Below are 14,353 nucleotides of genomic sequence, written 5' to 3' on the forward strand. Positions count from 1 at the left end.
TTTATGGAAATACAGTTATGGAGAAGTATATTATGTCCATATGAACTGGCTGTCAAGGAGCTGATGGTCAAGTTTGAACATATTATAGAAGAACACAAGCAGAATGATCTTTATTCTCCGATCGAGCAGGTCAGCGGACGCGTCAAGAGCCTGCCAAGCATTCTGGAAAAGATGCAGCGCAAACACATTCCCATGGAACGCATGGAGGAAGAACTGGAGGATATCGCAGGTATCCGCATTATCTGCCAGTTTGAGGAAGACATTGATACCGTTGCTGCGATCATTCAGAAGCGTACCGATATGACGATCAAGAGTGAGAAGAACTATCTGAAGCACATCAAACAGAGTGGATACAGAAGTTATCACCTGATCATTTATTATACAGTTGAAACGATAAACGGACCAAAGAAGATCCAGGCAGAGATCCAGATCCGTACCATGGCGATGAATTTCTGGGCGACGATCGAGCATTCTCTCCAGTACAAATACAAAGGTGAGATGCCGCTTCACGTGGCAGAGCGCCTGAGCAACGCCGCAGATGCGATCATTGCGCTGGATCAGGAGATGTCCTCTGTCCGCGATGAGATCATGGATGCACAGAACTCTTCGCAGATGCAGTCGAATCTTGTCAAGGATATTCTTCTCAGCATCGAAAATCTTTACAAGATTTCAAACAAAAGGGAAGTTGCCAAGATCCAGGACGAGTTTCTCCGCGTATTCCGGACGAAGGATCTGCAGCAGCTTGCACGTTTTCACAGACAGCTTGATATCATCGCAGAGGGATATCGGGCACAGTCGGTATCATTTTAGGAGAAGAACATATACATGCAGGATTTTTTACCAGTAACCAAAAAAGAAATGCAGCAGAGAGGATGGGAACAGGTGGATTTTGTCTATCTGACAGGAGATGCTTATGTAGACCATCCTTCTTTTGGTGCAGCGATCATATCAAGACTTCTGGAGAGCAGAGGCTACCGCGTGGGGATCATCCCACAGCCGGACTGGCGTAAGAAAGAAAGCGTCCAGGTATTTGGCGAACCGCGTCTTGGTTTTCTTGTCAGTGCCGGAAATATGGATTCCATGGTGAACCATTACACCGTTTCCAAGAAACACCGCCAGAAGGATTCCTATTCACCAGGCGGCGAGATGGGACTGCGCCCGGACATGCCTACCGTGGTGTACAGTAACCTGATTCGTCAGACGTATAAACATACACCGATCATCCTGGGCGGGATCGAGGCAAGCCTTCGACGCCTCGCACACTATGATTATTGGGAAAACAAGGTGCGCCGCAGTGTCCTTCTGGATTCCGGGGCGGATCTTATTTCTTATGGAATGGGAGAGCATTCGATCATCCAGATCGCGGAGGCGCTTCAGAGCGGCCTTCCGGTAGATGAGATCACTTTCATTCCGGGAACCGTTTATAAGTGCAAAGATCTGTCGCGCGCTTATGATCCGATCATCCTTCCGTCCTATGAGACAGTATCTTCGGACAAAAAAGCCTATGCCGAAAGCTTTGCCGAGCAGTACAGAAATACCGACCCGTTTACTGCCAGACCGATGGCAGAGAGCTACGGAAATCGAGGATGCGTGATCCAGAACCCGCCGGCACTTCCACTGAGCCAGCAGGAGATGGACGATGTTTACGACCTTCCCTATCAGAATACCTGGCATCCGATGTATGACGCCAAAGGCGGAATCCCTGCTCTGGAGGAGATCAAATTCAGCCTGACGAGCAACAGGGGCTGTTTCGGCGGCTGTAATTTCTGTGCTCTGACGTTCCATCAGGGACGCATTCTCCAGACGAGAAGCCATGAGTCCATTCTCAAAGAAGCAAAAAAAATGACTCATGATCCGGATTTCAAGGGCTATATCCATGATATCGGAGGTCCTACCGCAGACTTCAGGCAGCCATCCTGTCAGAAGCAGCTCACCAAAGGTGTCTGCCAGAACCGGCAGTGTCTTTTCCCGAAACCGTGCGGAAACCTTACCGTAGACCATACCGATTACGTGGCACTTCTTCGGAAACTCCGCAAGATCTCCGGAGTCAAGAAAGTTTTCGTCCGCTCCGGAGTCCGATTTGACTATGTAGTAGCGGACAAAAGCCCAGTTTTTTTGCAGGAACTTGTGAAATACCATGTAAGCGGACAGCTTCGTGTCGCGCCGGAACACGTTTCCGACCAGGTACTTCACTATATGGGAAAACCATCCCATCAGGTCTATCAGCAGTTTCTGGATCAGTATGAGAAGGCAAACGCGGCGACAGGCAAGAAGCAGTACGCCGTCCCATACTTTATGTCCTCCCATCCGGGATGTACGATGAAGGAAGCGGTGAAGCTTGCAGAATACGTGCGTGACCTTGGATTTACACCGGAACAGGTGCAGGATTTTTACCCGACTCCATCGACCCTTTCCACCTGTATGTATTACACCGGTATCCATCCGCTTACAGGGGAGAAGGTTTACATTCCGCGTGACCCGCATGAAAAAGCCATCCAGCGTGCGCTGATGCAGTATAAGAACCCGGCAAACAGAAGCCTTGTACTGGAGGGGCTCAAGATCGCAGGACGCATGGATCTGGTCGGTTTCGGCCCGAAATGTCTGCTCCGCCCGGAGAGAGACCGAAGGAAAGAATCCGGCAGAAATCCATCAGGAGGAGACCGCAGGAAGCCACAGAACCAGGGACGTAAGCCCGCAAAGAAAACGATCCGCAATACGCATAAGAAAAAATAAGGAGCTTATAGATGAGCAAAACAAACAATAAAAATAAAGTAAGGAAGGGCGACTACGGCTACATTGCCGCCGAAAAAAAGAAACGCATTCTGATCACGGCAGCTCTGTTCGCAGCACCGCTTCTGATCTTTTTTTCAGCAATGATCTACTTTAAGACCAGACTGACTGTATGGACTGTGATCGCAGTGGTCGGCTGCCTTCCGGCATGTAAATCTGTAGTAAGCCTGATCATGATCTTCCGTGCAAAACCGGTCGCACCGCAGGTATATCAGGAAATCAGTAAACATGCGGGCGAACTGGTCATGTCCTATGAAATGTATATGACTTTTTATGAGAAGAGCGCATCGATCGATGCATTTGCGATCTGCGGCAACACAGTTGTCGGTTTCAGCAGTGATCCAAAGATCGATGCCGCATTCATGGAACAGGAGGCGCAGAAGATCCTCCGCGGCAACGGATTCAAGGCAAATGTCAAGATCTTTACCAGACTGCCGCAGTTTCTGGAACGTCTGGATTCCATGAACGAGCACAGAGAATCCCTGGAAGAAGGAATTAAATTCCGCCCGGATGAGAAATATCCGGAACTTTCCAGAAATGAACTGATCAAGCACACGATCCTGGCGATCTGTGTCTGATAGAAAGAGGAACAGAGAAATGAAGGAGTTTCAGATTCGGGACAATGAGGCAGGACAGAGATTTGACAAGTACCTGTCCAAACTTCTTCGGAATGCTCCGAAAAGTTTTTTCTACAAAATGCTCCGCAAAAAAAATATCACACTGAACGGTAAGAAGGCGACCGGAAACGAGAAGCTGGAAGCAGGAGACCAGGTAAAGTTATTTTTGAGCGATGAGACATTTGATAAATTCAGCCAGCAGGACAAGGCCGCCAGAGCGGTAACGACGCTGGATGTACTTTATGAAGATGCAGATGTCCTTCTTATCAACAAGCCGGCTGGGATGCTCTCGCAGCCAGATGATACGAAGGAACCTTCGATGGTAGAGTATGTGATCGGCTATCTTCTGGAGAAGGGCGAGCTTACAGAGGAAGACCTGCGGACGTTCCGCCCGTCTGTCTGCAACCGTCTTGACAAGAATACGAGCGGCATCATCGCGGCAGGCAAGTCTCTGGCAGGCCTTCAGGAACTTTCAGAATTATTCCACGACCGGACGGTACATAAGGAATACCTCTGTATTGTAAAGGGAGTCCTTCGCGAGAAGAAGCACATCAAGGGTTATCTGTACAAAGATACGAAACAGAATAAAGTAGCGATCTATAAGCAAAAGCAGAAAGAAGCACAGCCGATCGAGACAGTTTACGAACCGCTGGAGGATAACGGTGAAGTGACCCTTCTCAAAGTAGGACTGATCACGGGACGTACGCATCAGATCCGTGCACATCTTGCTTCTGAGGGGCATCCGCTGGCAGGAGATACCAAATATGGACAGGATGCATTCAACCGCCGTTACAGGGAAAAATACCAGCTGAAGCATCAGCTGCTGCATGCTTTCCGACTGAGTTTTCCAGACGGAATGGAAGGACGGCTTTCGGATCTGTCCGGCAAATGCTTCCGTGCACCGCTGCCGGCACAGTTTGAGCGTATCATAAAAGAAGAAAAGTTAGGGGAGAAATTATTATGAAAATCTGGAATGAAGTCTGGGACTACATCAAAATGTTCATCATCGTGATCGTCGTAGTTCTGGTCGTAAACAATGTAGTTCTTATCAACGCAAAGATCCCGTCTGAATCTATGGAGCAGACGATCATGACCGGTGACCGTATCTTCGGTTTCCGTATGGCATATGGCATTAATTTTGACTTCTTCGGAACTCATGTTTCCAAGAAAATGAAAGATCCGGAGCGTTACGACATCATCATCTTCAAATATCCTGATGATGAGAGCCAGCTCTTTATCAAACGACTGATCGGTCTTCCGGGAGACACCGTTGAGATCAAAAACGGCAAAGTCTTTATCAACGGCGAAGAGGACGAAGAAGCAAACAGTCATGTACCGGAAACACCGACCGGCAATTATGGTCCGTACGTTGTGCCGGAGGGATGCTATTTCATGCTTGGTGATAACCGCGAGCATTCCAAGGATTCCAGATTCTGGAGCAATACGTTCGTGACTTATGATGAGATCGTCGGCAAAGCAATCGTCAGATATTATCCATCCATCAAGGTTCTGGAATAAACAATGGCAACATGGAACAGCAGAGGTCTTCGAGGTTCAACACTCGAAGACCTTGTCAATCGTACCAACGAACAGTATGCGGAGAAGAAGCTCGCTCTGCTCCAGAAGATCCCGACACCGATCACTCCGGTCCGTATGGACAAAGAAAACCGGCACATCACACTTGCCTATTTTGAGCAGAGAAGTACCGTGGATTATATCGGGGCAGTACAGGGGATCCCGGTCTGTTTTGATGCCAAGGAATGCTGTGTGGATACGTTTCCTTTAAGTAACATCCATTCTCATCAGGTATCTTTTATGGAGGCGTTTGAGCAGCAGGGCGGCATCGCATTCTTTCTTATTTTTTTCAGTCATGCAGATCGTTTTTATTATCTTCCATTCCGCGACCTTATGGTATTCTGGAAGCGCATGGAGGATGGCGGACGCAAAAGTTTCCGAAGAGAAGAACTGAAAGAAGAGTTTTATCTGCCGAAGCAGAGCGGATTTCTGGTGCCATATCTGGAAGGAATCCAGCAGGATCTCAAAATGCGGGATTGACAAGCATGGAAATATCCACTATAATCGTTAGTGTTTTACATAGTAACATGGTAGCATACTAAAGCGTATGGCTGCCCGCGAGGAGGATAAAATATGCAGCGTATTTTTCATACACCAGAGGGTGTACGTGATATTTACAATGGAGAGTGCAGCCAGAAGCATCATCTGCAGGCGGAGATCTACAAGGTATTCCGTTCCTACGGATATGAAGAGATAGAGACACCGAGCATCGAATATTTTGAGGTGTTCAGCAAAGAGGTAGGAACCGTTCCTTCCAGAGATCTTTATAAATTTTTTGACAGAGAAGGAAACACTCTGGTACTGAGACCTGACTTCACACCGTCCGTATCCAGAGCATGTGCGACTTATTTTAACCCGGATCAGCAGGTAGTGACACTGTGCTATACCGGAAATACATTTGTAAACAATTCAAGCTATCAGGGACGTCTCAAAGAGACCACACAGATGGGCGTTGAGCGTATCGGAGATGATTCTCCGGAGGCAGATGCAGAACTTCTTGCGATGACGATCGAGAGCCTTCTTGCATCAGGACTTACCGAATTCCAGATCAGTGTAGGACAGGTAGATTACTTCAAATCCCTTCTCAAAGATGCGGGATTAGAGGAAGAAGTAGAAGAGCGTCTCCGCTCCCTGATCTCCCAGAAGAACTACTTCGGCGTAGAAGATCTGGTAAAAGAACAGAAACTTTCTGAATCTCTGGAAAAAGCATTCCTTGAACTTCCACACCTGTTCGGGACCAGCGAAGTACTTGCAAAGGCAAGAAGCCTGACTGACAACACATGCGCGCTTGCAGCAGTAGAGCGTCTGGAGGAGATCTATGAGATCCTCAAAGTTTACGGTTATGAGAAATACGTAAGTTTTGATTTCGGCATGCTCAGCAAGATCCAGTACTACACAGGGATCATTTTCCAGGCATACACTTATGGGATCGGTGAGCCGGTAGTCAAGGGCGGCCGTTACAACGAACTTCTGAAACATTTCGGCAAACCGGCAGCATCCATCGGTTTTGTCATCGTTGTTGACAACCTTCTGATGGCACTTTCCAGACAGAAGATCGAAGTTGCAAAGGATGAGGCTCCTGTAGTCCTCACTTACACAGAAGAGAACAGAAGAGAAGCGATCCTGGAAGCACAGAGACTTCGTAAAGAGGGAACCTGCGTAGCCCTGCGCTGTGAGAAGGAGGAAGACTGATATGAGATACCTGACGATTGCCCTGACAAAAGGAAGACTTGCCGAGAAGACTCTGGATATGCTGGAGCAGATCGGGATCACCTGCGAGGAGATGAGAGACAAGAGTTCCCGCAAACTGATCTTTGTAAATGAAGAACTGAAACTCCGCTTTTTCCTTGCAAAAGGTCCTGACGTACCGACCTATGTAGAGTACGGTGCAGCAGATATCGGCGTGACAGGAAAGGATATCATCCTTGAAGAAGGAAGAAAATTATATGAAGTCATGGACTTAGGTTTCGGTAAATGCCGCATGTGCGTCTGCGGACCGGAGAGTGCCAGAGAGCTTTTACATAATAACCAGCTGATCCGTGTGGCGACCAAATATCCGAACATCGCCAAGGATTATTTTTACAATCAGAAACACCAGACCGTAGAGCTGATCAAATTAAATGGTTCCATCGAGCTTGCACCGATCGTAGGCCTGTCCGAAGTGATCGTAGATATCGTAGAGACAGGAAGCACACTCCGTGAAAACGGCCTCAAGGTCCTTGAAGAAGTCTGCCCGCTTTCTGCAAGAATGGTCGTAAACCAGGTCAGCATGAAGATGGAAGGCGAACGGATCCACAAACTGATCAGCGACCTGAGAAATGTAGTGGTCGATAAATAATACTGTTGACAGAAGGGATGATGACAATGCGTACAGTAGCACTGACAAAAGAAAGCACAAAAGATATTCTCGAAAATCTTCTCAAAAGAAGCCCGAACAATTACGGGAAATTTGAATCCGCAGTTGATGAGATCCTTAAGAATGTAAAGGAAAAAGGCGACGAGGCTCTTTTTGCATACACAAAGGAATTTGACAAGACGGAAGTTACTAAAGAAACCATCCGCGTTACAGAGGAAGAGATCAAAGAAGCTTATGAAGCAGTAGATCCGGCCCTGATCGAAGTGATCCGCAAAGCATTGGTAAATATCAGAAGCTATCACGAGAAACAGAGACAGAACAGCTGGTTCACCACAGAAGCCAAGGGAACCATGCTCGGACAGAAAGTGACACCGCTTGAGAGAGTCGGCGTTTATGTTCCTGGCGGCAAGGCTGTCTATCCGTCTTCTGTACTTATGAACATCGTACCTGCCAAGGTTGCAGGTGTAGACCAGATCGTTATGACCACACCTCCGGGAAAAGACGGCAAAGTCAATCCATCCACTCTGGTAGCGGCAAAAGAAGCCGGTGCAGATGAGATCTACAAAGTCGGCGGTGCACAGGCGATCGGAGCACTTGCATACGGAACAGAGAGCATCCCGAAGGTAGACAAGATCGTAGGACCTGGAAACATTTTCGTAGCTCTTGCAAAGAAAGCTGTTTACGGTTATGTCAGCATTGACTCTATCGCAGGACCAAGTGAGATCCTGGTTCTTGCAGATGAGACTGCAAATCCTAGATATGTGGCAGCAGACCTTCTGTCCCAGGCAGAGCATGACGAACTGGCTTCCGCGATCCTGATCACAACAAGCAGAGAATTTGCAGCAAAAGTCAGCGAGGAAGTAGATGGATTTGTCAAGATCCTTTCCCGTAAAGAGATCATCCAGAAATCCCTGGATAACTTCGGTTACATCCTGATCGCCGAAAATATGGACAAGGCGATCGAGGCAGCAAATGCCATTGCATCTGAACATATGGAGATCGTGACTGCCAACCCGTTTGAAGTCATGATGAAAGTAAGAAATGCCGGTGCGATCTTTATCGGAGAGAACAGTTCCGAGCCGCTGGGCGACTATTTTGCAGGACCGAACCACGTACTGCCGACAAACGGAACAGCGAAGTTCTTCTCTGCTCTTTCTGTAGATGATTTTGTAAAGAAATCAAGCATCGTATACTATTCAAGAGAAGCATTACGTGAGATCCACAAAGATATCGAACAGTTTGCAACTTCAGAACAGCTGACAGCACATGCAAATTCTATCGCTGTCCGTTTTGAGGATGAAGAACAGTAGGAGGACTAAATGACCAGAGAAGCATCTGTAGAACGCAATACAAAGGAAACAGAGATCAAACTGAAACTGGTTCTGGACGGAACCGGATATTCAGATATTGAGACAGGCGTGGGCTTTTTTGACCACATGCTTGACGGATTTACACGTCACGGACTTTTTGATTTAAGCGTCCGTGTACATGGGGATCTGAATGTAGATGATCACCATACGATCGAGGACACCGGAATCGTTCTCGGCAATGCGATCAAAGAAGCAGTCGGAGACAAAAAAGGCATCCGCCGCTACGGAAGCTGCATTCTTCCGATGGATGAAGTACTTGTCCTCTGTGCAGTCGATCTGTCCGGCCGTCCGTATTTCTCCTGGGATGCGGAATTTACCTCAGAAAAGATCGGAGATATGGCGACAGAAATGGTGAAAGAATTTTTCTATGCGATCTCTTATTCCTGTGGAATGAACCTGCATATTAAGGTGCTGACAGGCGGAAACAGCCATCATATGGCGGAGGCAATGTTCAAGAGTTTTGCCAAGGCACTGGATCAGGCAACTTCTTTTGACCCGAGGATCACAGATGTACTTTCCACCAAGGGAAGTCTGTAAGGCAGGGAGGATGATCTTATGAGCAAAAAACTACTGATTCCCTGTTTATATTTGCAGGCAGGCAGGGCGGTCACCGGATTCGGACAGAGAAATCTTTTTGGCGACGGCGATGTAGAGAAACTGGCACGTTTTTACAGTGACAACGGTGCAGATGAACTTCTGGTCTTTGACTTTTCTTCCGGTGATGAGGAGCATGAGCATGCGATCGCGCGGATCAAGGAGATCTGTGCGGCATCTGAGGTACCGGTCATGGCAGCCGGAAATATCAACCGTGCAGAGGATGTCAAGAAACTGATCTATGCCGGATGTGCAAAAGTTGTTCTGAATTTTGCCAAAGACAGCAATGTGGAACTTCTCGGAGAAGTGTCCAGACGTTTTGGAAGGGAGAAGATGCTGGTCTGCATTTCTTCTTCGGAGGAATATAATGATCACAGAGAACAGATCCATGAATTTGCATCCGGAATCCTTGCCCTGGATGCAGTTCCGAATATGGAGGAAACTTCCAGCCTGCCGGTGATCCTTCATACGGAGGAAAGAAATACGAAAGCATTACAGGAACTTCTTTCAGATCCTCTGGTCGGAGGCTTAAGTGGAAGTTTTATCAGTGCCCTGGAACTGGATCTCAATGAGTTTAAACAGACCTGTAAGGAAGCGGGGATTGCTGTCAACACCTACGAGAGCGCGATCAGCTGGTCTGAATTCAAGCTGAACAGCGACGGGATGGTGCCGGTCATCGTCCAGGATTACAAGACAGATCAGGTGCTGATGCTTGCCTACATGAACGAAGATGCCTTCAATATGACGGTAAAAACAGGAAAAATGACCTACTGGAGCCGCAGCCGCCAGGAACTCTGGATAAAAGGACTGACTTCCGGTCATTTTCAGTATGTGAAATCCTTGCATTTAGACTGCGATAATGATACAATTCTCGCAAAGGTAGATCAGATTGGTGCAGCCTGCCATACAGGAAGCAGATCCTGTTTCTTTAAAGAACTCATGAAGAAAGAATATGACGATACGAACCCGCTCAGGGTTTTCCAGGAGGTCTATGATGTGATCGCAGACCGTAAGGTTCATCCGAAGGAAGGTTCTTATACGAATTATCTTTTTGACAAAGGAATCGATAAAATCCTCAAGAAAGTTGGTGAGGAGTGCACAGAGATCGTGATTGCAGCAAAAAATCCGGACAAAGAAGAAATCAAATATGAGATTTCTGATTTTCTGTACCACGCTATGGTGCTGATGGTGGAGAAAGGTGTGACCTGGGAGGAGATCACCAGGGAACTTGTCCGCAGATAATATATAGGAGTTTATATAGTGAGTGCAGCAGGAGAGAAGTTATATATCGTTATCCCGGCATATAACGAGCGCGATAACATTTATAAGGTACTGGATGACTGGTATCCGGTGGTAGAGAAGCATTCCGGCGGTGGAGAGTCCCGTCTGGTCGTGATCGATGATGGAAGTAAGGATGACACTTATGCGATCATGCAGGAGTATGCCAGGACACATCCATTATTTGAGCCTCTGACCAAGCCGAATGGCGGTCATGGAGCAACCGTATTGTATGGATATCATTATGCACTGGAACATGGAGCAGATTACATATTCCAGACAGATTCTGACGGACAGACACTTCCGGAGGAGTTTGAACCATTCTGGAAACAGAAGGAATCCTACGATATGGTCATCGGCTGGAGAAACAAACGTCAGGATGGAGGAAACCGTGTCTTTGTCACCAGGACACTTCGTCTGGTCATCCGTGTCTGTTTTGGAGTTTCTGTGACAGATGCCAACACCCCGTTCCGTCTGATGAAAGCATCGACACTTCAGAAATATATCGGCCTTATCCCGAAGGATTTCAATCTTTCCAATGTCATTCTTTCTGTGATCTATGCAAAGAAAGGCTGTAAGGTCAAATACATCCCGATTACCTTCCGCCCGAGACAGGGTGGAGTGAATTCCATCAACATGAAAAAGATCTTCGGAATCGGCAGACAGGCTGTCAGAGATTTCCGAAAAATTAATAAGGTATTGTCCCGGAGGATTTGATTCTCCGGGATTTTTGTTGTATAATGGGAAGAGTTTGTGCCGAAATATGGCAGATTTTTTGAGGAGGGAGTAATGGAACAGAAAAGAAATACACATGTCAGACAGAGCCGGTATCAGGCGAAACCTGTCCAGGCTTCATCAAGAAAAAAGGCGGCAGCACCGAAGTCTGCCCGTCCGGGAGGAAATCATCACCAGCAGGATACGAGAAAACATCCGAATCAGGCAGCAGTACATCATTCTACCGCTTCCAGACAGCGAAGCCGCCGCAGAAGAAGACACTTCCGTCTGAAACCGCAGGTTAAGATCGCAGGCATCCTGATTCTGGTATTCCTGCTTGGGCTTGCAGGAAGCAGGATTTTTTCATCAGGAAAAGGATCTGATGGTAAGAAAGCCAAAGAGGCTATGGCCAAAAGTGCCAAAGCAGAGGAAGATGTTGTTGAAATGGAAGAGACAAAGGAGATTGCTTTTGAACCTCACTGCGTAGATTCAACAAAGCCGGAGAATCTGATCAGCTATACAAATATAGAAGTAGATGGAAATCAGCTTGAAAATATTTCTGATTATCAGCCGGATGGAGATATTCAGTTTAATGTAGGAGAAGATTATACAGATGTGGACGGAATTGTTACATTCAGAGGAAACAGTTTCCGTGATAATCCTACACATGGTTATGCAAATATGACCGACTATAAACTTAATGGAAAATGGTCAGCAGATACAGGTTCCCTTGCCTCCGGCGACACAGTCTGGACCGGAAGCGGCTGGACCGGACAGCCATTGATGATGAAATGGCCAAAAGAAGTTAAAGCACATATGAACATGACAGAAAAAGCCAAGGCAGACGACGATCTGGTGGAAGTGATCTACGCCTGCATGGACGGAAATGTTTATTTCCTCGATCTCAAAACAGGAGAAAAAACACGTGATCCTCTGTATCTGGGCTACACCTTCAAAGGTGCAGGTGCACTCGATCCGCGAGGATACCCGATCATGTATATCGGGGCTGGATATAACAGCGACGAGGGAACTGCTAGAGTTTTTGTTGTCAATCTGATCGACTGCAGTGTTATGTACACATTTGGGGACAATGATGAGTTTTCCCTTCGAGGTTCTTTAAGTTTCTTCGACGGTTCCGCACTGGTCGATGAAGAGACAGACACTCTGATCTATCCGGGAGAAAATGGGATCCTGTATCTCATCAAGCTGAATACCAGCTATGATAAGGAGACAGGCTCTCTGTCCATCAATCCGGGTAAGATCGTGAAATGGCGCTATTACGGAACAAGATCCAGTACAGAATCCTTCTGGATCGGTATGGAGGACAGCGCAGCTGTTTATAAGGGTTATGCATTTATGGCAGACAACGGTGGAAACCTGATGTGCCTGAATCTTAACACACTGGAGCTTGTATGGGTACAGGATACCCTGGACGATTCCAACTCCACACCGGTTCTGGAAATTGAGAATGGTCATCTTTACCTGTATGTAAGTACCTCCTTCCGTCTGGGATGGAGAAGCAATGATTCTGCGACCATCCCAATCTGGAAGATCGATGCAGAGACAGGAGAGATCATCTGGCACACAGATTATGAATGCTACACAGACGACGGCGTTTCCGGCGGTGTCCAGTCCACGATCGCCTGTGGCAAAAACAGCCTTTCCGATTACATATATGTCACAGTCTCCAAGACTTCCGACAACGCTTCCGGCGTTCTTGCCTGCCTTAAGAAATCCGACGGCTCCAAAGCCTGGGAAGACTCCTCTTCCTACGCCTGGTCTTCACCGGTCTGCGTCTACAACGAAGACGGAACCGGCAAAGTCCTCTACTGCAACAGCACCGGCGATGTCCGTCTCCTCGATGGCAAAACAGGAGAACTTAATGATACCCTGTCCATCAGCGACGGCGTCATCGAAGCCTCCCCTGCGGTATATGATAATATGGCGGTTGTTGGTACGAGGGACTGCAAGATCTGGGGGATTGAGTTACAGTAAAACAGAACGATGTAAAAAAGCCACCAGCTTGGGTTATATATTGATATTTCAATAAGACTCAGGCTGGCGTTTTTTATAAAAATGTATATTTGAAAATCAAGCCAAAAAAATTAAAATAATGAATAAAATCAATCGTATTTCTTCTAAAAAATGGATATACTGTAATCAGAGGTGAAAATTATGCTGATAGAATTTCGATTCAAAAATTACAGATCATTCAGAGACGAGGCAGTTCTTTCAATGGAAGCAGTAGGGCTTAGCTCTTTCAAAAAAAGCCTGATTGAACAAAATAAGATGAAACTTTTACCGGGGGCTGCCATTTACGGAAAAAATGGTGGTGGTAAAAGTAATGTAATACGAGCTTTCTGACTGGGAGTGCAGTTTATCCGTAATGCACAGAGAATACAGCATGAAAAAGCTTCTGTGCCGGTGGTACCGTTTTTACTTGATGATTATTCTGCAAATAATCCAACAGAGTTTGCATTTGACTACATTGCTGATGGTATTAAATACTGGTACTCATTTGAGGCAACAAAGGAAAAAATTATAAGAGAATCTTTATATCATGCACCGAAGGGGCAGAAAGCCTTAGTATTTTCAAGAGAACAGCAGAAATTTAATTTTACAGAAGATAAAGCCCGAAGAAAACTGATCAGCGAGACGGTGGCAGAGAATCAGTTGTTCTTTTCTGTTGCATGTACAATGAACGATGCAGTTTGCACGAAAGCTATGAAATGGTTTCGAGAAGATATTTTTTTCTCGAGAGACTGCACAGATATTCCACAGCAGTTACTGGAATATTCAGGAGACAGCAATATGCTGAATGCAATTTCGGAATATGCAAAGGCTGCTGATTTTGGCATAGAAGAAATGCAGTTTGAGATAGAAAATAAAGAGATTGACGGAGCAATTGATTTTCCTGAAAATATTCCAGAGGGGATGAAATCGGCATTAACATCCTTTATACAGATCTTGTCAGAAAATTCAAATAATTCAGAAGGAAAAGTGACATGCTCCCACCACTTAAATCTCTGATTTTGAAGTGGGGGCTTCTTGCTCAATGG

The 14,353-nt window shown here is 46.5% G+C and carries 15 protein-coding genes; all 15 read left to right on the plus strand.

Annotation, left to right across the window (positions count from 1 at the left end; translation table 11 throughout):
• The first annotated feature begins 3 nt into the window (after window positions 1-3).
• The 15 genes from DWX28_RS01830 (at window position 4) to DWX28_RS01895 (ending at window position 14,324) form a co-directional block, all read left to right on the plus strand.
• The gene (locus DWX28_RS01830) at window positions 4-810 is read left to right on the plus strand and encodes a GTP pyrophosphokinase (protein WP_022215186.1); all 807 of its coding nucleotides are present in this window, start codon (window positions 4-6) and stop codon (window positions 808-810) included.
• Between the two features lie 15 nt (window positions 811-825).
• Window positions 826-2,733 carry a YgiQ family radical SAM protein gene (locus DWX28_RS01835; RefSeq protein ID WP_118251480.1) on the plus strand — a complete coding sequence of 636 codons (1,908 nt, stop codon included), beginning with the start codon at window positions 826-828 and terminating at the stop codon, window positions 2,731-2,733.
• An 11-nt stretch (window positions 2,734-2,744) separates the two neighbouring features.
• On the plus strand, window positions 2,745-3,368 hold the full coding sequence (locus tag DWX28_RS01840) for a hypothetical protein (RefSeq protein WP_022215188.1): 624 nt from the start codon (window positions 2,745-2,747) through the stop codon (window positions 3,366-3,368).
• A gap of 19 nt (window positions 3,369-3,387) precedes the next feature.
• On the plus strand, window positions 3,388-4,371 hold the full coding sequence (locus tag DWX28_RS01845; RefSeq protein WP_022215189.1) for an RluA family pseudouridine synthase: 984 nt from the start codon (window positions 3,388-3,390) through the stop codon (window positions 4,369-4,371).
• Window positions 4,368-4,925, plus strand: coding sequence for a signal peptidase I (gene lepB, locus DWX28_RS01850; protein ID WP_118251481.1), 558 nt, complete (start codon window positions 4,368-4,370; stop codon window positions 4,923-4,925). Before DWX28_RS01845 ends, lepB begins: the two co-directional genes overlap by 4 nt.
• Before the next feature lie 3 nt (window positions 4,926-4,928).
• A complete protein-coding gene (locus tag DWX28_RS01855; protein ID WP_118251482.1) occupies window positions 4,929-5,462 on the plus strand; it encodes a Holliday junction resolvase RecU in 534 nt (177 codons plus the stop codon).
• Window positions 5,463-5,555: 93 nt separating this feature from the next.
• Window positions 5,556-6,674 carry an ATP phosphoribosyltransferase regulatory subunit gene (gene hisZ, locus DWX28_RS01860; protein ID WP_118251483.1) on the plus strand — a complete coding sequence of 373 codons (1,119 nt, stop codon included), beginning with the start codon at window positions 5,556-5,558 and terminating at the stop codon, window positions 6,672-6,674.
• A 1-nt stretch (window position 6,675) separates the two neighbouring features.
• The gene (gene hisG / locus DWX28_RS01865) at window positions 6,676-7,320 is read left to right on the plus strand and encodes an ATP phosphoribosyltransferase (RefSeq protein ID WP_022215193.1); all 645 of its coding nucleotides are present in this window, start codon (window positions 6,676-6,678) and stop codon (window positions 7,318-7,320) included.
• 26 nt (window positions 7,321-7,346) lie between these two features.
• Entirely contained in the window at window positions 7,347-8,648 is a 1,302-nt protein-coding gene (gene hisD / locus DWX28_RS01870; protein WP_022215194.1) for a histidinol dehydrogenase, read from the plus strand.
• A gap of 9 nt (window positions 8,649-8,657) precedes the next feature.
• Entirely contained in the window at window positions 8,658-9,245 is a 588-nt protein-coding gene (hisB, locus tag DWX28_RS01875; protein ID WP_022215195.1) for an imidazoleglycerol-phosphate dehydratase HisB, read from the plus strand.
• A gap of 18 nt (window positions 9,246-9,263) precedes the next feature.
• Window positions 9,264-10,544: a bifunctional phosphoribosyl-AMP cyclohydrolase/phosphoribosyl-ATP diphosphatase HisIE gene (hisIE, locus tag DWX28_RS01880; protein ID WP_022215196.1), complete on the plus strand. Its 1,281-nt coding sequence runs from the start codon at window positions 9,264-9,266 to the stop codon at window positions 10,542-10,544.
• Window positions 10,545-10,562: 18 nt separating this feature from the next.
• Window positions 10,563-11,297, plus strand: a complete 735-nt coding sequence (locus DWX28_RS01885) for a glycosyltransferase family 2 protein (RefSeq protein ID WP_022215197.1) — start codon at window positions 10,563-10,565, stop codon at window positions 11,295-11,297.
• A 72-nt stretch (window positions 11,298-11,369) separates the two neighbouring features.
• Window positions 11,370-13,289: an outer membrane protein assembly factor BamB family protein gene (locus DWX28_RS01890; protein ID WP_022215198.1), complete on the plus strand. Its 1,920-nt coding sequence runs from the start codon at window positions 11,370-11,372 to the stop codon at window positions 13,287-13,289.
• Between the two features lie 240 nt (window positions 13,290-13,529).
• Window positions 13,530-13,658 (plus strand): ATP-binding protein, encoded by a 129-nt coding sequence (locus DWX28_RS19770; RefSeq protein ID WP_243002288.1) that lies wholly within the window; start codon window positions 13,530-13,532, stop codon window positions 13,656-13,658.
• A 6-nt stretch (window positions 13,659-13,664) separates the two neighbouring features.
• Window positions 13,665-14,324, plus strand: a complete 660-nt coding sequence (locus DWX28_RS01895; protein ID WP_022215200.1) for an AAA family ATPase — start codon at window positions 13,665-13,667, stop codon at window positions 14,322-14,324.
• The last annotated feature ends 29 nt before the right edge of the window (window positions 14,325-14,353 follow it).

Source organism: Blautia sp. AF19-10LB, from assembly GCF_003461245.1.
Classification (GTDB): domain Bacteria; phylum Bacillota; class Clostridia; order Lachnospirales; family Lachnospiraceae; genus Blautia_A; species Blautia_A intestinihominis.